This window comes from Burkholderia sp. AcTa6-5 (assembly GCF_017815075.1).
Lineage (GTDB): Bacteria > Pseudomonadota > Gammaproteobacteria > Burkholderiales > Burkholderiaceae > Burkholderia > Burkholderia sola.
In genome coordinates, this window is sequence record NZ_JAGIQE010000004.1 from 55,597 (window position 1) to 74,446 (window position 18,850).

Annotated in this window: 16 protein-coding genes; 9 read left to right on the forward strand and 7 right to left on the reverse strand. The window is 68.5% G+C overall.

Features of this window, described 5'->3' with window-relative positions; all coding sequences use genetic code 11:
* Window positions 1-79: 79 nt before the first annotated feature.
* From J8I33_RS07200 to ugpC, 5 genes are all read right to left on the reverse strand, one after another.
* Window positions 80-931 carry a carbohydrate ABC transporter permease gene (locus J8I33_RS07200; protein ID WP_050013443.1) on the reverse strand — a complete coding sequence of 284 codons (852 nt, stop codon included), beginning with the start codon at window positions 929-931 and terminating at the stop codon, window positions 80-82.
* Window positions 932-952: 21 nt separating this feature from the next.
* Window positions 953-1,897 carry a sugar ABC transporter permease gene (locus tag J8I33_RS07205; RefSeq protein ID WP_209934181.1) on the reverse strand — a complete coding sequence of 315 codons (945 nt, stop codon included), beginning with the start codon at window positions 1,895-1,897 and terminating at the stop codon, window positions 953-955.
* Between the two features lie 55 nt (window positions 1,898-1,952).
* The gene (locus J8I33_RS07210; protein ID WP_050013441.1) at window positions 1,953-3,212 is read right to left on the reverse strand and encodes an extracellular solute-binding protein; all 1,260 of its coding nucleotides are present in this window, start codon (window positions 3,210-3,212) and stop codon (window positions 1,953-1,955) included.
* 67 nt (window positions 3,213-3,279) lie between these two features.
* Window positions 3,280-5,274 carry a beta-galactosidase gene (locus J8I33_RS07215; RefSeq protein WP_209924973.1) on the reverse strand — a complete coding sequence of 665 codons (1,995 nt, stop codon included), beginning with the start codon at window positions 5,272-5,274 and terminating at the stop codon, window positions 3,280-3,282.
* A 9-nt stretch (window positions 5,275-5,283) separates the two neighbouring features.
* Entirely contained in the window at window positions 5,284-6,441 is a 1,158-nt protein-coding gene (gene ugpC, locus J8I33_RS07220) for a sn-glycerol-3-phosphate ABC transporter ATP-binding protein UgpC (RefSeq protein ID WP_089489922.1), read from the reverse strand.
* A 188-nt stretch (window positions 6,442-6,629) separates the two neighbouring features.
* Between ugpC and J8I33_RS07225 the strand changes: the two genes are divergently transcribed.
* Window positions 6,630-7,685, forward strand: a complete 1,056-nt coding sequence (locus tag J8I33_RS07225) for a LacI family DNA-binding transcriptional regulator (protein ID WP_124556578.1) — start codon at window positions 6,630-6,632, stop codon at window positions 7,683-7,685.
* A gap of 142 nt (window positions 7,686-7,827) precedes the next feature.
* Window positions 7,828-8,535 (forward strand): TetR/AcrR family transcriptional regulator, encoded by a 708-nt coding sequence (locus tag J8I33_RS07230; protein ID WP_089489920.1) that lies wholly within the window; start codon window positions 7,828-7,830, stop codon window positions 8,533-8,535.
* A 43-nt stretch (window positions 8,536-8,578) separates the two neighbouring features.
* On the opposite strand, the gene J8I33_RS07235 is transcribed toward J8I33_RS07230, so the two are convergent.
* The gene (locus J8I33_RS07235; RefSeq protein ID WP_209924974.1) at window positions 8,579-9,220 is read right to left on the reverse strand and encodes a GntR family transcriptional regulator; all 642 of its coding nucleotides are present in this window, start codon (window positions 9,218-9,220) and stop codon (window positions 8,579-8,581) included.
* Window positions 9,221-9,360: 140 nt separating this feature from the next.
* Here J8I33_RS07235 and J8I33_RS07240 point away from each other — a divergent pair, with 140 nt between their 5' ends.
* Complete coding sequence (locus tag J8I33_RS07240) at window positions 9,361-9,837, forward strand: OsmC family protein (protein ID WP_209934188.1); 477 nt, start codon at window positions 9,361-9,363, stop codon at window positions 9,835-9,837.
* An 18-nt stretch (window positions 9,838-9,855) separates the two neighbouring features.
* Here the strand turns inward: J8I33_RS07240 and J8I33_RS07245 are convergent, their stop codons facing one another.
* Window positions 9,856-10,806, reverse strand: coding sequence for a LysR substrate-binding domain-containing protein (locus J8I33_RS07245; protein WP_050013434.1), 951 nt, complete (start codon window positions 10,804-10,806; stop codon window positions 9,856-9,858).
* A 114-nt stretch (window positions 10,807-10,920) separates the two neighbouring features.
* On the opposite strand from J8I33_RS07245, the gene J8I33_RS07250 reads away from it, so the two are divergent.
* The 6 genes from J8I33_RS07250 (at window position 10,921) to araG (ending at window position 18,825) form a co-directional block, all read left to right on the forward strand.
* A complete protein-coding gene (locus tag J8I33_RS07250; protein WP_089489919.1) occupies window positions 10,921-12,672 on the forward strand; it encodes an IlvD/Edd family dehydratase in 1,752 nt (583 codons plus the stop codon).
* A 180-nt stretch (window positions 12,673-12,852) separates the two neighbouring features.
* Window positions 12,853-14,211 (forward strand): MFS transporter, encoded by a 1,359-nt coding sequence (locus J8I33_RS07255; protein WP_124639023.1) that lies wholly within the window; start codon window positions 12,853-12,855, stop codon window positions 14,209-14,211.
* A gap of 49 nt (window positions 14,212-14,260) precedes the next feature.
* Window positions 14,261-15,190 (forward strand): dihydrodipicolinate synthase family protein, encoded by a 930-nt coding sequence (locus tag J8I33_RS07260; protein ID WP_209924975.1) that lies wholly within the window; start codon window positions 14,261-14,263, stop codon window positions 15,188-15,190.
* Between the two features lie 25 nt (window positions 15,191-15,215).
* A complete protein-coding gene (locus J8I33_RS07265; RefSeq protein ID WP_050013430.1) occupies window positions 15,216-16,145 on the forward strand; it encodes a Gfo/Idh/MocA family oxidoreductase in 930 nt (309 codons plus the stop codon).
* A 97-nt stretch (window positions 16,146-16,242) separates the two neighbouring features.
* Window positions 16,243-17,256, forward strand: coding sequence for an arabinose ABC transporter substrate-binding protein (locus J8I33_RS07270; protein ID WP_050013429.1), 1,014 nt, complete (start codon window positions 16,243-16,245; stop codon window positions 17,254-17,256).
* A 21-nt stretch (window positions 17,257-17,277) separates the two neighbouring features.
* On the forward strand, window positions 17,278-18,825 hold the full coding sequence (araG, locus tag J8I33_RS07275) for an L-arabinose ABC transporter ATP-binding protein AraG (RefSeq protein WP_209924976.1): 1,548 nt from the start codon (window positions 17,278-17,280) through the stop codon (window positions 18,823-18,825).
* The last annotated feature ends 25 nt before the right edge of the window (window positions 18,826-18,850 follow it).

Consider the following 18,850-nt stretch of genomic DNA (forward strand, 5'->3'; position numbering starts at 1 on the left):
CAAGGCATGAAAAAAGCCCGCCGAAGCGGGCAACCTCACGATGCGGAGGGGGAGATGCGAAAACGCAACCGGCGCGCGTTCAGCCTTTCGTCGCGCCGAACGTGAGCCCCGCGACGAAATGCTTCTGCATCGCGAAGAACATCGCGACCGACGGCAGCGCGGCGAGGATCGACCCGGCCGATACCAGATTCCATGACGTCGTCCATTGCCCCTTCAACGCCGCGACACCCGCCGTGATCGGCGCGGCCTCGTCGCCTTGCGTGAGGCACAGCGCCCAGAAATAATCGTTCCACACGAACGTGAACACGAGAATCGCGAGCGCGGCCAGCGCCGGCCGGATCAGCGGCAGCACGATGCGCCAGAACACCGTCCATTCGCCCGCGCCTTCGATGCGCGCCGCCTCGATCAGCTCGAACGGCAACTGTTTGATGAAGTTGCGCAGGAACAGCGTGCAGAACCCCGTCTGAAACGCGACGTGAAACAGGATCAGCGCTTCGACGGTATTGAACACGCCGAGCCGCAGCGACAGGTCGCGTACCGGAATCATCAGCACCTGCACCGGCACGAAGTTGCCGGCGACGAACGTGCCGAACAGCGCGGTATTGCCGCGAAACCGGTACGTCGCGAGCGCGAAGCCGGCCATCGCCGCGAGCGCGATCGAGCCGACGACCGACGGCACCGTGATCTGCACGCTGTTCCAGAAGTAGTGCAGCATCGGCGACGTGGTCAGCGCGTCGCGATAGTTCTCGATCATCGAGAAATGCCGCGGCCAGCCCCAGTAATGGCCTTCGACGAGTTCCTCGGTCGAGCGCACCGACGTGACGAACACGGCGATCATCGGCAGCAGCCAGATCACGAGCGCGACGGGCAGCGACAGCTTGTACAGCCGGCGCGATACCGGCTTCCAGTGGGCAACGGGTGTCGGAAACATGATGAATGAACTCCCGAAAGGTCACTGTTCGTTGCGCAGCATGCGGCGCAACTGGAACGCGATGTAGACGAGCATGATCGCGAACAGCACGACCGCGATCGACGCGGAATAGCCGAGCCGGTAGTACTTGATCGCCTGGTCGTACATGTAATATGCGAGCACGGTCGAGCTTTCGAACGGGCCGCCGCCCGTCATCACCGAGATCAGGTCGAAGCTGCGCAGCGCGCCGATCACGGTGACGACGATCGCCATGAACGTGGTCGGCCGCAGCTGCGGCAGCACGACGTGCCACAGCAGCGCGAAGCCGCGCGCGCCTTCCATCCGTGCGGCTTCGATCTGTTCCGGGTTGACCGACGTGAGGCCGGTCAGGTACAGGATCATGCAGTACGCCGTTTGCGGCCACAGCGCGGCCAACACGATGCCGAAGGTCGCGTAGCGCGCGTCGCCGAGCACCGGGATGCCGTGCCCGGCGATGAGCGCGAGCAGCCCGAAGGTCGGATCGTAGAACCACGAGAAGATCAGCCCGACGACCACGCCCGACAGCACGAACGGTGCGAAGAACAGCGACTTCACGAGCCGGATGCCACCGACCGCCTGGTTCAGGTAGAGCGCGAGCGCGAGGCCGAGCGGCGGCGCGAGCATGAACAGCGCGAGCCAGATCACGTTGTTGCGCAGCGCCGTGTAGAACGTCGGCGCATGCACCAGCTCCGCGTAGTTCGCGAGGCCGACGAAGGTGCGCTCGGTCATCCCGTCCCAGTTGTACAAGCTCAGCCACAGCGTCGACAGGATCGGCCAGATCACATAGACGGCCACCATCGCGCAGGCCGGCGCGAGAAAGAGCCACGCGGCGCGCCGTTGCCGCCGCACGGCGGGCGACGGGCGGCGCGCGGGCAATGCGTCGGCGGATGAGCCGCGCGACGGCGGCGCGGCGCCGGCGGGCGGGGGGGACGCGATCGGACTGGACACGGCAAGCCTCCTGAAACGGACACGGCGGCGCGCCGCCGCCGGTTGGGTCACGCGCTTACTTCTTGTAGATCCGCTTGCGGGTCTGTTCGAGTTGCGCGAGCACCGTGTCGAGCTGCGCGGGATTCGCGACGAACTGCTGCATGCCCTTCATCCCCTCGTCGGCCATTTCCTTCGTCATGTCGCGGTCGTAGAACTGCGCGACGCCGCCCTTCGTGTCGGCGAGAATCCGGAAGCCGATCCGCGAGATCGGATCGGCCGGCTCCGGCGACTTGCTGTTGGCCGACAGCGAACCGAGCCCTTCGGCGAGTTTCGCGCCGATCTCGGGCGTTTCGACGAATGCGAGGAACGTGTGCGCGTCGGCCTTGTTCTTCGCCTTGGTCGGGATGTGCAGCGATTCGACCGGGCCGTCCTCGGCGGTCGGCACCTTCGGGTCGATGACGGGGAAGCGGTAGTAGCCCATTTCCGGCTTCACGTTCGGCGGAAAGCCGGCCGCAATGAAGGTGCCCATCAGCATCATCGCGGCCTTGCCCTGGAACAGGAACGGCTGCGCGCCGTCGAGATCGTAGGACAGCGCGTTGTCGATGAAGTAGCCCGAGTCGATCAGCGATTTCCACGTCGTGTAGACCTTCTTCACGCGCGGGTCGGTGTACGCCACGTCGCCGGCCATCAGCTGCTGGTGGAACGCGTTGCCGTTCAGGCGCAGGTCGAGATAGTCGAACCAGCCGGCGAGCGTCCACGCGTCGCGGCCGCCGATCGCGATCGGCGTGATGCCGGCCGCCTTCAGCTTCTTGCACGCATCGAGAAACTGGTCCCAGGTCTTCGGTTCGTCGGCGATGCCGACCTTGCGGAACAGGTCCTTGCGGTAGAAGAGGCCCCACGAGTAGTAGACGGTCGGCGCCGCGTACTGCTTGCCGTTATACGACGACGCGCTGCGCGTCGACGCGTACATCGCGTCCCAGCCGTTCTTCGTCCAGTCGCCGCTCAGGTCCTCGAACAGTCCGCGCTTCGCGTAGTACGCCATCCGCTCGCCCGCGTGCCAGTTCACGACGTCCGGCGCGACGGTCGTGAGCCACGCGGGGAGCTGCACCTTGTACGCTTCCTCGTCGACGAAGGTCGGCTTCACGTCGATGTCGGGATGGGCCTTGTGGAACGCTTCGATCGTCGACTGCCACACGGCGCGCTGGCTCGCGCCCTTGAACGCGATGTTGATGGTGAGCGTGCCGGCATCGGCGGGCGTCGTGGCGCCGAACGACGCGAACGCGATGGCGGCGGCGCTCGCCAGGCGGGCAGCGACGCGAAGGGGGCGATGGGTCATGAGTGTCTCCAGTCCTGTGTGTCGTTGTTTGTGCGTGACCGGCGCGTGGCGGCGCCGGGGGCGGTTGCTACGAACGGCTTCGATACACGGCCACGCCTTGCGGCTCGACCTGCGCGGCGCCGACCACGAACGCGGACGGCGGTACGCCGTCGATCGCATGCGGCGTGTCGCGATAGTTGAATACGTAGGTCAGGCCGCCGCGCCGGCTCACGCGCACGGTGTCGCCGAGCGGCGTCGGGGCCAGGCCCGCAACGGCTGCGACATCGGCGAACAGCCGCGCGGTGGTCGCGTCGTCGAACAGCGCGGCCCAGTAGTGCAGCGCGCCGTGCGACACGCAGGCCGGATGGCCGTCGGCGAAGCGTGCGTGCACGACGCAGCGGGCGCCGTCGTCGTTCAATTCGACGAGGTCGCGCCAGTGACGCGCTTCGCCCGCGAGCGGCGAGCCGTCGCGCAGCGTGCCGTCGATCCGTTCGGTCAGGTTCGGCCGCAGCGATTCGACGCGCCACACGCGTACCGGCAGGATCGATGCGAGCGGGCCGGGCGGCAGCGCCGGCGGAATCTGCAGGTCGGCCGTCTTCGAGCCGGTGCGCGGGCCGAACACCGCGTGCGCACCCGATGCGGCGAGCCGCGACGCGAAATCGTCCGGCACGACCGGCAGCGGCGGCACGACGACGAGCCGGTAGCCGTCGAGCGGCGCATGCGCGGACACGATGTCGACGTCGAGGCCGAGCGAGCGCAGCGCCGAGTAGTACTCGAACGCGAAACGCGGGTAGTGGAAATCGGCGCCCTGCGGCTGCACTTCGAACAGCCATTTCGCTTCGTAGTCGAACACCAGCGCGACCGGCGCACGCACCGGGCCGGTTGCGTCGGCATCGGCGCCGGCGTCGAGCACGGCGGCGATTTCCTGCGCGACGCGCTGCGCTTCGCGGCCGCCTTCGTCGAGCCGGTTGTCCGGGGTGTTCAGGCCCGCGTGCATCTGCTCCTGCGCGAACGGCGCCTGCCGCCAGCGGAAGTACGACACGCAGCCGGCGCCGTGCGCGAACGCTTCCCAGCTCCACAGCCGCACCATGCCCGGCAGCGGCGCGGGGTTCCAGTGCGCCCAGTTCACCGGGCCCGGCTGCTGCTCCATCACCCAGAACGGCAGCTTCGACATGCCGCGATAGAGATCGTGATTGAACGACGCGAAATCGGGATGGCCGGTACGCAGCCAGCGCGCCTTCACGTCGGGCGCGAACCACAGCTCCTCGAGCGCGCCGAGCGGATAGCTGTCCCACGTCGCGACGTCGAGGTCGCGCGCGACTTCGTAGTGATCGAACTCGGTGAACAGCTGCATGAAGTTGTGCGCGACGACGCGGCCCGGCGAGTGCGCGCGGATCACGTCGACCTGCATCCGGTGATAGCGCGCGAGCTCGTCGGACGCGAAGCGCCGGTAGTCGAGGCGATGCGACGGATGGGCTTCGGTCACGGTGCCCACCGGCGCGTCGACTTCGTCGAAATGGCGATACTCCATGCTCCAGAACACGGTGCCCCACGCGCGGTTCAGCGCGTCGATCGTGCCGTAGCGCGCTTTCAGCCATTCGCGAAAGCGCACGAGCGCGGCCGGCGAGTAGCTGACGACGGTCTGGTGGCAACCCAGCTCGTTGTCGGTCTGCCAGTAGCGCACGGCCGGGTGGTGGCCGTAGCGTTCGGCGACCGCCGTGCAGATCTGGCGCGACGCTTCGAGATAGGTCGGCGACGAGAAGTCGTAGTGGCGGCGCGAGCCGAACTTGCGCGGCCGGCCGTCCGCGCTGATCGCGAGGATGTCGGGATGGCGGTCGACCAGCCATTTCGGCGGCGTCGCGGTCGGCGTGCACATCACGATCTCGAGGCCGGCCGCGCCGAGCACGTCGACCGCGCGATCGAGCCAGCCCCAGTCGTATTCGCCCGGCGACGGCTCGATGCGGCTCCACGCGAATTCGGCGATCCGCACCTGCTCGATGCCGAGCGCTTTCATCCGGCGGGCGTCGTCGGCCCACATCGATTCCGGCCAGTGTTCCGGGTAGTAACAGACTCCGAGGCGCATGCCCGATCCTTATGCGTAGTGGTGGACGGGAAGGTCGGCGCACGCGGGCACCGCGCGGCCGTCTTCGGTGAACAGGTGGCAGGCCGCGGCCGGCGCGTGCACGTGCACGCGTTCGCCGGTGCGCACCTGCGCGTCGCCGGGCACTTTCGCGATCAGTGGCGTCGCGTTCGGCTGGCCGGCCGGATCGAGGTGCACGTAGGTCTGCTCGCCCAGGCGTTCGACGAGCGCGACGTCGCGCGCGAGCGTCGTCGCGTCGGGCGCGGCGCCGAGCGTCAGGTGTTCGGGGCGGATGCCGAGCGTCACGGCGGCGCCGGCGGAGAGCGCCGAGCCGTCGCGCGGCAGCACGAAGGTTTCGCCGGACGGCACGAGCGTGACGGCCGTGCGACGCGCGTCGCATGCGGTCACGACGGCCGGCAGGAAGTTCATCCGCGGCGAGCCGATGAAGCCCGCGACGAAGCGGCTGGCCGGATGGTGGTAGAGGTCGAGCGGCGCGCCGACCTGCGCGATGCTGCCGTGCTGCGCGGTATCCGCGCCGGCGTGCAACAGCACGATCTTGTCGGCGAGCGTCATCGCCTCGGTCTGGTCGTGCGTCACGTAGACGACGCTCGCGCGTTCGAACTGACGATGCAGCCGCGCGATCTCGATGCGGGTCTGGCCGCGCAAGGCCGCGTCGAGGTTCGACAGCGGTTCGTCGAACAGGAACACGCCGGGCTCGCGCACGATCGCCCGGCCGATCGCGACGCGCTGCCGCTGGCCGCCGGACAGCGCCTTCGGCTTGCGCTCGAGCAGCGTGTCGAGCTGCAGGATGCGCGCGGCGTCGCGCACCTTCCGGTCGATCTCGGCCTTCGGCACGCGCGCGAGCTTCAGCCCGAACGCCATGTTCTCGTACACCGTCATGTGCGGAAACAGCGCGTAGCTCTGGAACACCATCGCGACGCCGCGCTGGGCGGCCGGCACGTCGTCGACGCGGCGGCCGTCGATCGACAACTCGCCCGCGCTCAGATCCTCGAGCCCGGCGATCATGCGCAGCAGCGTCGATTTCCCGCATCCGGACGGCCCGAGAAACACGCAGAACTCGTGCGCGCCGATCTCCAGATCGACGTCGCGAATGACCGGCGCGTGCTCGCCGTAGGCTTTCTGCACGCGTCGCATCGAGATGCTCGCCATTGTCTCCGCTCCATGTTCTAATGCGCCGTACGACTTGATTAAGCGCTTAATCACCGCGATCAAAAAAAGGGGCGATGCGATCGCGGCCGAGTCGCGCCCGTTGGCGGGCGGCAAGGTGTGCGGCGATAGTGCGCCGCTTCGGTGAGCGAAGCAAATACTGGATCGACGTCTCATATAGTGGGCAAACGATGGCAACACTGGATGAAGTGGCGCGCCGCGCCGGCGTGACGGCCGCGACGGTGTCGAACGTGCTGCGCGATCGCGGCCGGGTGGGCGACGCGACGCGCGCGCGGGTGCTCGAAGCGGTCGACGCGCTCGGCTATCGGCCGCATCTCGCCGCGCGGGCGCTGGCGGAAGGGCGCGCGCCGACGGTCGCGCTGATGGTATCGAGCATCGCGAACCCGTTCTATCCGGAGTTCGCGCTGGCGGTCGAGCGCGCGGTGCGCCGCAACGGGCAGTTCCTGATCGTCTGCAACACGAACGAAGATCCGTTGCAGGGGCGAGCGTATCTCGACCAGATCGCCGGCACGGTCTCCGAAGGGATTCTCGTGACCAACGCGAACCTGCATCTGCCGGATCTGCTCGACGTCGCGCGGCGCGGTGTGCCGGTCGTGCTGTGCCTGTGGGAGCGGCCCGAGGCGCCGCCCGACGGGCTGCCATGCGTGGCGATCGATTTCCGCGAGGCGGGGCGGATCGCGACGCGGCATCTGCTCGAACTCGGCCATCGCGAGATCGGCGTGATCGTCGGCGGGTCGGCAAACGGCGTGCAGGCCGCGCGCTACGACGGCTGCGTCGACGTGATGCGCGAAGCCGGGCTGGACGCGTCGCGCGTCGGCGCCGGGCACGATTCGATCGAGGGCGGCGTGCGCGCGGCCGGGCAGTTGCTCGATGCGCATCCCGAGCTGACCGCGCTCGTCGCGACCAACGACCTGCCGGCGATCGGCGCGATGCACGCGGCGGCCGATCGCGGCCGGCGCGTGCCCGACGATCTGTCGATCGTCGGCATCACCGACATCCATCTCGCCCGCGACACGCGGCCCACGCTGACGACCGTCGCGATCCCGACCGCCGAGGCGGCCGGCATCGCGGTCGAATTGCTCAATACGCTGCGCGAGGCGGGCGGGCAGGGTGACGACGCATCGCGCGTGCGGGTCGCGTCACCGCCGACGCTGGCGGTGCGCGGTACGACGGGGCCGGTGCACGGCCGCGCACCGCACCGTGCCGGGCGGTCGCACCGCACGTAAGGCCGCGAACCGGCCAGGTGGCGGCGCGAGGTTCGTTGGTAGAATTCGCATCCGTGGACAGCCGCCGGCAGCGACCCAGCCAGCCGGCGGCTACGCCAGACCGCCGACCCGCGCCCGCTTCGGCGCTCGATCCAATACGTGAATGAAGAAAACCGTCAAGACAGGTACGGCACCGGCTTCCGGCACGGCGCGCGCACGCCGGCCCACGCAGGCGGAGCGCAGCCAGGCGACGCGTGAGCGCGTCATTGCCGCCGCGATATCGCTGCTGCACAGGGAAGGCTATTCTGGCGCGACGACGCTCGCGATCCGGCGCGAGGCCGACGTCAGCATGGGCGCCATGCAGCACCAGTTTCCGACCAAGGCGGAATTGATGGCCGCGGTGCAGGAACGGCTCACCGGCGATCGCTTCGCGCAGTTCGAACGCGCGGCGCGCAGCGCCACGACGCCGCTCGAGCGGATCGACCGGATGCTCGATGTCGCGGGCGTGCTCATCGGCACGCCGCTATTCGCCGCCAGCATGGAGATCCAGTTGGCGCGGCGCGCCGACAAGGAGCTCGACGAGGCGGTGACGCGTATCCTCAGGCCGTTCGGCGAGGGGTTTCGCGCATTGATGGACGATGCCGTCGCGGGTTTCGATCGTGCGATTGCGCTCAAGATCACGCAATTGCAGTTACTGGCCGGATCGATGATCCGCGGGTTGACCATCGATGTCGTGACGGGCAGTGACCCTGCCGTGGCGCGGGCCGCATTCGCGCTCTGGCGTGAAATCGCGCTGCGGCACATCACGGACATGGCGCAATCTCCTGCGCCGGCGCCCACGAAAACCGGCAAGCGCCGCGCTTCACGCTGATATCCCGCTGACGATGTGGGCCGCGCGCATCGTCGCGCCGGCCTCAACCACCTTCGACGAGCCGCAGCACGATGCGTCGCGCCGAATCGAGATGCGCGACGGTCATCGCGCGTGCCGCCCGCGCATTGCGTTCGCGACATGCCTGCAGAATCTCTTCGTGATCGACCTGGAACGACGGCGTATCCGCGAGCAGCGTGGCCTGCAGGCGCTCGTAACGTTCGACCTGGCTGCGCAGCTCCGCGATCGACTTCAACTGCCGCGCGTTGCCGCAGCACGCATACAGCAACGCGTGGAATTCGCGGTTCAGCTCGCCTTGCCGGCGCGGCGCCGTTGCATCGCCGAGCAGCCGATGCACGAGTTCGGCGCGCGCGAGCGTCTCGTCGTCGAGCCGCTTCACGCTGCGGTAGATCGCATCGCCTTCGAGCAGCACGCGCAAATCGTAGATTTCCTGCACGTCGGACGCGCTCAGCATCCGCACGACCGCGCCGCGATTCCTGAAGATATCGAGCAAGCCTTCGCGTTCGAGCCGCTGGATCGCTTCGCGCATCGGAATTCGGCTGATGCCGAACCGTTCGGCCAGGTCGCGCTCGACGAGCCGCTCGCCGGCCGCCAGCTCGCCGTTGATGATCATGTCGCGCAGCGACGCGGCGACCGCGTCGGCGGTGGAGTCAAGTTTGGCTTCCATGCCTGCGTGTTCCGTTATTTTGGAATAATGGTATACCAAACGACGATCCGGTGCCAGAATGGCGATCACCGGCGGGCTTCACGTAACGGCGTCCGGCCCGTTCGGACCGGTCAAGACAACCGACATCAATGGAGAGCGAGATGGCATCGGGTGAACATCACTATCGCGTCGCAGTGGAGTGGACGGGCAATCGCGGCACCGGCACGTCGGGGTATCGCGAGTACGGCCGCGATCACGTGATCCGCGCCGGTTCGAAGCCGGATATCCCCGGTTCGTCGGACCCGGCGTTCCGCGGCGACGCGGCGCGCTGGAACCCCGAAGACCTGCTGCTCGCGTCGGCGTCGGCATGCCACAAGCTCTGGTATCTGCATCTGTGCGCGGAGGCCGGCATCCGCGTACTGGCCTACGTCGACCACGCGGAAGGCATGATGGTCGACGGCGCCGGAGCGGGCCGCTTCACCGAGATCGTGCTGCGGCCGCAGGTGACGATCCGGGTCGGCGACGATCGCGAACGGGCCGCGCATCTGCATCACGATGCGCATGCGCAGTGCTACATCGCGAATTCGGTCAACTTCCCGATTCGCTGCGAACCGGTGGTCGAGTTTGCCGCGGAGTAGGCAACCGCGGCTGCGCAGTCACGGCGCGACGCCGTAAACCTCCCGCGCCGCGGCCCGAATCGCATCGACCATCACCGCGACGGCCGGCGAATGCAGCCGGTCGGTGCGCGTGATGAGCCCGAAATCGTCCATCCGGCAATCCATCTCCAGCGGCAGCACCGTGACGATGCCGTGCCGCGCGTAGTAGTGCGCGACGTCCTCGGCGAGCACCGCGATCATGTCGCTCTGCTCGATCAATTGCGTGATGAACAGCAGCGCGGCCGTCTCGACGACGTTCGCCGGCGGCGCGAGGCTCGCGCGCTGGAACACGAGCTCGAAGCGGTGACGCAGCACGCTGCCGGCCGGCGGCACGACCCACGCGGCGCGCTGCACGTCCGCGAGCGACAGCGGCGCCTGCGCGAGCAGCGGGTGGCCGGGCCGCACGACGGCGGCCACCGACTCGCCGGTCAGCGGTTCGTAGCGCAGGCGCAGCTTGTCGTGTTCGGCGGACAGCCGGCCGAGCACGATGTCGATCTTTTCCTGTGCGAGGTGTTCGAGCAGCACGTTGCTGGTGTCGATCTCGACCGACACGTGCAGGCCCGCATGCGTGCCCTTCACCGCGGCGACGGCCGGCGGCACGAGCCGCAGGCCCGGCGACGTGATCGCCCCCACGGCGACGTGGCCGAGATGGCCGGCCTTTAGCGCGGCCAGCTCCTCGCGCGCCTGGTCGAGGCTGCCGAGCGCCGCGCGCGCGTGGCGGATCAGCGCGTCGCCGTACAGCGTCGGCCGCATCCCGCGCGGCAGGCGCTCGAACAGCACCGCGCCGATCGATTCCTCGAGTTCGCGCAGCAGCTTCGACGCGGCCGGCTGCGTCATGTTCAGCGCGGCCGCCGCGCGGTGAATGCTGCCTTCGTCGGCGAGCGCGACGAGCAGCAGCAACTGGCGCGTCTTCAGGCGGGCGCGGTTTCCCCACGGGCTGGCTTCGGTCATCGTACGGGTTTATATCGATATCTGAATCGATATCGTAATCGCCTAAATCGTCATTAGCCAGTTATCAAAATTCTGCCTAGACTGCGCCGGTATCCCGTCACCACAGGACTGACGATGTCGGCAACAAAACCCAGGCTGCGCTCCGCTCAATGGTTCGGCACGAACGACAAGAACGGCTTCATGTACCGAAGCTGGATGAAGAACCAGGGCATTCCCGATCACGAATTCGACGGCCGGCCGATCATCGGCATCTGCAACACGTGGTCCGAACTGACGCCGTGCAACGCGCACTTTCGCAAGCTCGCCGAGCACGTGAAGCGCGGAATCTCGGAAGCGGGCGGCTTCCCGGTCGAGTTCCCGGTGTTCTCGAACGGTGAATCGAACCTGCGCCCGTCCGCGATGCTCACGCGCAATCTTGCGTCGATGGACGTCGAGGAAGCGATCCGCGGCAACCCGATCGACGCGGTCGTGCTGCTCGCCGGCTGCGACAAGACGACGCCCGCGCTGCTGATGGGCGCGGCGAGCTGCGACGTGCCGGCGATCGTCGTGTCGGGCGGCCCGATGCTGAACGGCAAGCTCGAGGGCAAGAACATCGGTTCGGGCACGGCCGTGTGGCAGCTGCACGAAGCGCTGAAGGCCGGCGAGATCGACGTGCATCACTTCCTGTCGGCCGAAGCCGGGATGTCGCGCTCGGCCGGCACCTGCAACACGATGGGCACCGCGTCGACGATGGCGTGCATGGCCGAGGCGCTCGGCGTCGCGCTGCCGCACAACGCGGCGATTCCGGCCGTCGATTCGCGCCGCTACGTGCTCGCGCACATGTCGGGTATCCGGATCGTCGAGATGGCGCTCGAAGGGCTCGTGCTGTCGAAGATCCTGACGCGCGCGGCGTTCGAGAACGCGATCCGCGCGAACGCGGCGATCGGCGGTTCGACCAATGCGGTGATTCACCTGAAGGCGATCGCCGGCCGCATCGGCGTGCCGCTCGAACTGGAAGACTGGATGCGCATCGGCCGCGACACGCCGACGATCGTCGACCTGATGCCGTCGGGGCGCTTCCTGATGGAAGAGTTCTATTACGCGGGCGGCCTGCCGGCCGTGCTGCGCCGGCTCGGCGAAGGCGGGCTGCTGCCGCACCCGGACGCGCTGACCGTGAACGGCAAGTCGCTGTGGGACAACGTGCGCGAAGCGCCGAACTACGACGATGAAGTGATCCGTCCGCTTGACCGCCCGCTGATCGCGGACGGCGGGATCTGCATCCTGCGCGGCAATCTCGCGCCGCGCGGCGCGGTGCTGAAACCGTCGGCGGCGAGCCCCGAACTGCTGAAGCATCGCGGCCGCGCGGTGGTGTTCGAGAACCTCGACCACTACAAGGCGACGATCAACGACGAAGCGCTCGACATCGACGCGAGCTCGGTGATGGTGCTGAAGAATTGCGGGCCGCGCGGTTATCCGGGCATGGCCGAGGTCGGCAACATGGGGCTGCCGCCGAAGCTGCTGCGCCAGGGCGTGAAGGACATGGTGCGGATTTCCGATGCGCGGATGAGCGGCACCGCGTACGGCACGGTCGTGCTGCACGTCGCGCCGGAAGCCGCGGCCGGTGGGCCGCTTGCTGCCGTGCGCAACGGCGACTGGATCGAACTCGACTGCGAGGCCGGCACGCTGCATCTGGACATTACGGACGAGGAGCTGCAGCGCCGCCTGTCGGACGTCGATCCGACCGCGGCGCCGGGCGTGGCCGGGCAGCTCGGCAAGGGCGGTTACGCACGGCTGTATATCGATCACGTGCTGCAGGCCGACGAGGGGTGCGACCTCGACTTCCTGGTCGGCATGCGCGGCGCGGACGTGCCGAGCCATTCGCATTGAGTGGCGGGCGGTGACAGCCGATTGTGCAGAGATACGGCCCGCGTAAGCGCTGAAGCGCTAACGTGGGCCGACCGCGAAGCATGGGGCCGCCGTAAGCGCTGAAGCGCTAACGTGGGCCGACCGCGAAGCATGGGGCCCACGTAAGCGCTGAAGCGCTAACGTGGGCCGACAGGAGACAAGATGACGACGCAGTACACGCCCGCGCAGGCCGCGGCGGAACAGTCCGATTCGCCGGCAGCCGTCGACGAACGGCAACTGACCCGCCTGCTCACGCGCAAGCTGGTGCCGTTCCTCGCGCTGATCTACGTGGTCGCGTACGTCGACCGTACCGTCGTCGGCTTCGCGAAGCTCCACATGAACGCGGCGATCGGCCTCGGCGACGCCGCGTACGGGCTCGGCGCCGGACTGTTCTTCATCGGCTACTTCCTGTGCGAGGTGCCGAGCAACCTCGCGCTCGGCCGCTTCGGCGCACGCGTGTGGTTCGCGCGCATCCTCGCGACGTGGGGCGTGATCACGATGGCGATGGCGCTCGTGCAGGGGCCGACCAGCTTCTACATGCTGCGCTTCCTGCTCGGCGCGGCCGAAGCCGGCCTCTATCCCGGCATCCTGTACTTCCTCACGCAATGGTTCCCGATGCGGGATCGCGCCCGCGTGATCGGCCTGCTCGTGCTCGCGCAGCCGCTCGCCGGTATCGTCACCGGGCCGCTCGCCGGATGGCTGCTGTCGACGCACGGGTGGTTCGGCCTGTCGGACTGGCAGACACTGTTCGTCGTCAGCGGCTTGCCGGCCGTGCTGCTCGCATGGCCGACGCTGCGGCTGTTGCCCGAATCGCCCGCGCATGCGCGCTGGCTGAACGACGACGAACGCCGCTGGATCGCGCGGCAGCTCGCCGCCGACCGCGACACGTATCGCCCCGATTCGCACGGCAATCCGCTCGCCGCGTTGCGCGACCGCCGCGTGCTGCTGCTCGCCGCGCTGTTCCTGCCGTTCCCGCTGTGCATCTACGGGCTGTCGCTGTGGCTGCCGACGATCATCCACGCGTTCGGCGCCGGCGATGCGACGACCGGCCTGCTGTCCGCCGTGCCCTACCTGTTCGCGGTGGTCGGCCTGCTCGTCGTGCCGCGCCATTCGGATCGCAAGCGCGAGCGCTACTGGCACATCGTCGTCGTGTCGGCGGCCGCCGCCGTGACGATGGCCGCGAGCGCGTGGGTGCGGCAGCCGGCGCTGCAATTCATGTTCATCTGCCTGACCGCGTTCTCGCTCTATTCGATCCAGGCCGTCGTGTGGGCGCTGCCCGGCGAATTCCTGGCCGGCACGAGCGCCGCGGTCGGCATCGCCGCGATCAATTCGCTCGCGAATCTCGGCGGCTACGTCGGGCCGTACGGGATCGGGCTGATCAAGGCATCGACCGGCAGCCTCGCGGCCGGCCTGTACTTTCTCGCGGCGACGCTGCTGTTCGCGGTGCTGATGACGTTCGTGGTCCGGGCCGCGCTGCGCGCGCCCGAGCCGGCCGCGGGCGCATTCGCCCGCGAATCCTGAACGCCTTGTTTTCCGGCTGAACGCCGATTCGACTGACGCAGGACCCACCATGACATCGAGCAGCACACCGCGCTATCGCGGCATCTTCCCCGTCGTTCCGACGACGTTTTCCGACACCGGCGAGCTCGACCTCGCGAGCCAGAAGCGCGCGGTCGACTTCATGATCGACGCCGGCTCGGACGGGCTGTGCATCCTCGCGAACTTCTCCGAGCAGTTCGCGATCACCGACGACGAACGCGACGTGCTCACGTGCACGATCCTCGAACACGTCGCCGGCCGCGTGCCGGTGATCGTCACGACGTCGCACTACAGCACGCAGGTCTGCGCGGCGCGCAGCCTGCGCGCGCAGCAGCTCGGCGCGGCGATGGTGATGGCGATGCCGCCGTATCACGGCGCGACGTTTCGCGTGCCGGAAGCGCAGATCTTCGATTTCTTCGCGCGCGTGTCCGATGCGATCGACATCCCGATCATGATCCAGGACGCGCCGGCGAGCGGCACGCCGCTGTCCGCGCCGTTCCTCGCGCGGATGGCCCGCGAGATCGAGCAGGTCGCGTACTTCAAGATCGAGACGCCGGGTGCGGCGCACAAGCTGCGCGAGCTGATCCGGCTCGGCGGCGACGCGATCGAGGGGCCGTGGGACGGCGAGGAGGCGATCACGCTGCTCGCCGACCTCCATGCGGGCGCGACCGGCGCGATGACGGGCGGCGGCTTCCCGGACGGTATCCGGCCGATCCTCGAAGCATGGCGCGACGGGCGCCACGACGATGCGTTCGCGCATTACCAGACGTGGCTGCCGCTGATCAATCACGAGAACCGCCAGTCCGGGATCCTCACCGCGAAGGCGCTGATGCGCGCGGGCGGCGTGATCGCATGCGAGCGGCCGCGGCATCCGATGCCGGAACTGCACCCGGACACGCGCGCGGAATTGCTCGCGATCGCGCGCCGGCTCGATCCGCTCGTGCTGCGCTGGGCGCGCTGAGCGATTCGCGAAGGAGAGACGCACGATGAGCCATCCAATTTCGCTGGGTGTCGTCGGGATCGGCAAGATCGCCCGCGACCAGCATTTGCCGGCGATCGCCGCCGAACCGGGTTTCGCGCTGACTGCCTGCGCGAGCCGTCACGCGGAAGTCAACGGCGTGCGCAATTATCCGGATCTGAACGCGCTGCTGGCCGCCGAGCCCGAGCTCGACGCGGTGTCGCTGTGCGCGCCGCCGCAGGTGCGCTACGCGCAGGCGCGCGCGGCGCTCGAAGCCGGCAAGCACGTGATGCTCGAGAAGCCGCCGGGCGCGACGCTCGGCGAAGTGGCGGCGCTGGACGCGCTGGCCCGCGAGCGTGGCCTCACGCTGTTTGCGACCTGGCATTCGCGCTGCGCGAGCGCGGTCGAGCCGGCGCGTGCATGGCTTGCGCAACGCACGATCCGCGCGGTGCAGGTGCGCTGGAAGGAAGACGTGCGGCGCTGGCATCCGGGGCAGCAGTGGATCTGGGAGCCGGGCGGCCTCGGCGTGTTCGATCCGGGCATCAACGCGCTGTCGATCGTCACGCGGATCCTGCCGCGCGAGCTGGTGCTGCGCGAGGCGACGCTGATCGTACCGAGCGACGCGCAGATGCCGATCGCGGCCGAACTCGATTGCGCGGATACCGACGGCGTACCGGTGCGCGCGGAATTCGACTGGCGGCATGGCCCGGTCGAGCAATGGGAGATCGCGGTCGACACGGCCGACGGCGTGCTCGCGATCAGCCGCGGCGGCGCACAATTGTCGATCGCGGGCGAGCCGGTCGAGATCGGGCCGGAGCGCGAATACCCGGCGCTGTATGCGCATTTCCACGCGTTGATCGCGCGTGGAGAAAGCGACGTCGACGTGCGGCCGCTGCGGCTCGTCGCCGATGCCTTCCTGTTCGGCCGGCGCGTGCAGACCGACGCGTTCGGCCGCTGAACCTGCGTGCGCTTCGCCATGAAGCATGAAGCGCACGCGACGATTGATTGATATTTCGACACGCATCACGGCATCAGCCGATACCAAGGAGACACCCATGAACCGCACGACTCACACGATCCGTCGACACACCCTGCGCGCGCTGCTGGCCGCGCTTTGCATCGCGCCGCTCGGGATGACGGGCGCCGCGCATGCCGATGCGCCGCTGAAGATCGGCTTCCTCGTGAAGATGCCGGAGCAGGCGTGGTTCATCAACGAGCAGAATGCGGCATCCGCGCTCGGCCAGAAGGAGAACTTCTCGGTCGTGAAGATCGGCACGCCCGACGGCGAGAAGGTGCTGGCCGCGATCGACAACCTCGGCTCGCAAGGCGCGCAGGGCTTCGTGATCTGCGCGCCGGACGTGCGCCTCGGACCGGCGATCGCGTCGCGCGCGAAGCGCTACAACATGAAGTTCGTGACCGTCGACGACCAGCTCGTCGATTCGAGCGGCAAGCCGCTGCCGAACGTGCCGCACCTCGGGATGTCGGCGACCAAGATCGGCAACCAGGTCGGCCAGGCGATCGCCGACGAGATGAAGCGGCGCGGCTGGAAGCCCGAGGAAGTCGGCGCGCTGCGCATCACGAACTACGAGCTGCCGACCGCGAAGCTGCGCACCGACGGCGCGACGCAGGCGCTGCTCGCGAACGGCTTCCGCAAGGAGAATATCTTCGACGCGCCGCAGAAGACGACCGACGACGAAGGCGGCTTCAGCGCGGCGGCGCCGGTGCTCGCGCGCCATCCGAACGTGAAGAAATGGGTGGTCTACGCGCTGAACGAGGAAACCGTGCTCGGCGCGGTGCGCGCGACCGAACAGCTGCACATCCCGGCGGCCGACGTGATCGGCGTCGGCATCAACGGCGCGGGCGAGGCGTTCGCCGAGTTCCAGAAGAAGGAGCCGACCGGCTTCTACGGGACGATCGCGGTCAGCTCGACGAACCACGGCAAGGACAGCACGCAGAACCTCGTCGACTGGATCCGCAACGGCAAGACGCCGCCGGCCGACACGCAGACGAGCGGCAAGCTGATGACGCGCGCGAACTGGCAGGCCGTGCGCGCCGAACTCGGTATCTGAGCGGGGCGAGGCGAGAACGCGATGACGATGCAGACGATGACGGCCGCGTCCGGCCACGACGCCGAAGCGGGTACGCCGCCGGACGGCCCGCTGCTCGCGCTCGACGGCATCACCGTGACGTTTCCGGGCGTGCGTGCGCTCGACGCGGTGTCGCTGTCGGTGCGCGCGGGCGAAGTGCACGGGCTGATGGGCGAGAACGGCGCGGGGAAATCGACGCTGCTGAAGGTGCTGTCCGGCGTGAACCAGCCGCAGGCCGGCACGCTGACGCTGAACGGCACGGCGCAGCGCTTCGCGTCGACGCGCGCGGCACTCGAGGCCGGCATCGCGATCATCTACCAGGAGCTGCATCTGGTGCCCGAGCTGACGGTCGCGGAAAACCTGATGCTCGGGCAATTGCCGAGCCGGCTCGGCGTGGTCGACGAACGTGCGCTCGCCGCGCGCGCCCTCGATGCGCTGGAGCGGCTCGGCGAGCACATCGATCCGGGCATCCCGGTGAAGTATTTGTCGATCGGCCAGCGCCAGATGATCGAGATCGGCAAGGCGCTGATGCGCGATGCGCGCGTGATCGCGTTCGACGAACCGACCAGTTCGCTGTCCGCACGCGAAACCACGCAACTGTTCCGGATCATCCGCGCGCTGCGCGCGGAAGGCCGCGCGATCATCTACGTCACGCACCGGATGGAGGAAGTGTACGAGCTGTGCGACCGCGTGACGGTGTTTCGCGATGGCCGCCGCATCGACACGTTCGATTCCGTCGCCGATCTCGACCGCGACCGGCTGATCGGCTGCATGGTCGGCCGTTCGATCGAGGACGTGTACGGCTACCGGCCGCGCCCGGCCGGCGACGTGCTGATCGAAGCGAAGGGGCTGGCGGGGCCGGGGCTGGCCGAGCCCGTGTCGTTCACCGCGCGGCGCGGCGAGATCGTCGGCTTCTTCGGGCTCGTCGGCGCGGGCCGCTCGGAGTTGATGAAGCTGCTGTACGGCGCGGTACGGCCGACCGCCGGCCACGTCGAGCTGAACGGCAAGCGGGTGGCGTTCGGCAGCCCGCGCGACGCGGTGCGTGCCGGCATCGCGCTGTGCCCGGAAGACCGTAAGCAGGAAGGCATCGTCGCGATCGCGTCGGTGGCCGACAACCTCAACATCAGCGCGCGCCGTCATTTCAGCCCGGCGCGCGTGCTGCTCGACGGGCGGCGCGAACGCGAGCTCGCGCAGAAATACATCGAGCGCCTCGCGATCAAGACCCGCGACGGCGAAACGCCGATCGGCGCGCTGTCGGGCGGCAACCAGCAGAAGGTCGTCCTCGCGCGCTGGCTGGCCGAGCGCATCGACGTGTTCCTGATGGACGAGCCGACGCGCGGCATCGACGTCGGTGCGCGCGCCGAAATCTACAACCTGTTCTACGAACTCGCGGAAGCGGGCCGTACGGTGATCCTCGTGTCGAGCGATCTGGCCGAGGTGATCGGCGTGTCGGACCGCATCGTCGTGATGAAGGAAGGACGGATCGCGGGCGAGGTCGCAAAGGCGCAGGCGACGCCCGATGCGCTGATCAAGCTCGCGCTGCCGCGCTAGCGGCCCGCAGTCAAACTGGAAAGCA

Coding starts and splice junctions, on each gene's coding strand:
- J8I33_RS07270 (WP_050013429.1), top strand. CDS start 16,243: ATGAACCGCACGACTCACACGATCCGTCGACACACCCTGCGCGCGCTG.
- araG (WP_209924976.1), top strand. CDS start 17,278: ATGACGATGCAGACGATGACGGCCGCGTCCGGCCACGACGCCGAAGCG.
- J8I33_RS07255 (WP_124639023.1), top strand. CDS start 12,853: ATGACGACGCAGTACACGCCCGCGCAGGCCGCGGCGGAACAGTCCGAT.
- J8I33_RS07235 (WP_209924974.1), bottom strand. CDS start 9,220: ATGGAAGCCAAACTTGACTCCACCGCCGACGCGGTCGCCGCGTCGCTG.
- J8I33_RS07230 (WP_089489920.1), top strand. CDS start 7,828: ATGAAGAAAACCGTCAAGACAGGTACGGCACCGGCTTCCGGCACGGCG.
- J8I33_RS07265 (WP_050013430.1), top strand. CDS start 15,216: ATGAGCCATCCAATTTCGCTGGGTGTCGTCGGGATCGGCAAGATCGCC.
- J8I33_RS07260 (WP_209924975.1), top strand. CDS start 14,261: ATGACATCGAGCAGCACACCGCGCTATCGCGGCATCTTCCCCGTCGTT.
- J8I33_RS07210 (WP_050013441.1), bottom strand. CDS start 3,212: ATGACCCATCGCCCCCTTCGCGTCGCTGCCCGCCTGGCGAGCGCCGCC.
- J8I33_RS07215 (WP_209924973.1), bottom strand. CDS start 5,274: ATGCGCCTCGGAGTCTGTTACTACCCGGAACACTGGCCGGAATCGATG.
- ugpC (WP_089489922.1), bottom strand. CDS start 6,441: ATGGCGAGCATCTCGATGCGACGCGTGCAGAAAGCCTACGGCGAGCAC.
- J8I33_RS07250 (WP_089489919.1), top strand. CDS start 10,921: ATGTCGGCAACAAAACCCAGGCTGCGCTCCGCTCAATGGTTCGGCACG.
- J8I33_RS07225 (WP_124556578.1), top strand. CDS start 6,630: ATGGCAACACTGGATGAAGTGGCGCGCCGCGCCGGCGTGACGGCCGCG.
- J8I33_RS07200 (WP_050013443.1), bottom strand. CDS start 931: ATGTTTCCGACACCCGTTGCCCACTGGAAGCCGGTATCGCGCCGGCTG.
- J8I33_RS07240 (WP_209934188.1), top strand. CDS start 9,361: ATGGCATCGGGTGAACATCACTATCGCGTCGCAGTGGAGTGGACGGGC.
- J8I33_RS07245 (WP_050013434.1), bottom strand. CDS start 10,806: ATGACCGAAGCCAGCCCGTGGGGAAACCGCGCCCGCCTGAAGACGCGC.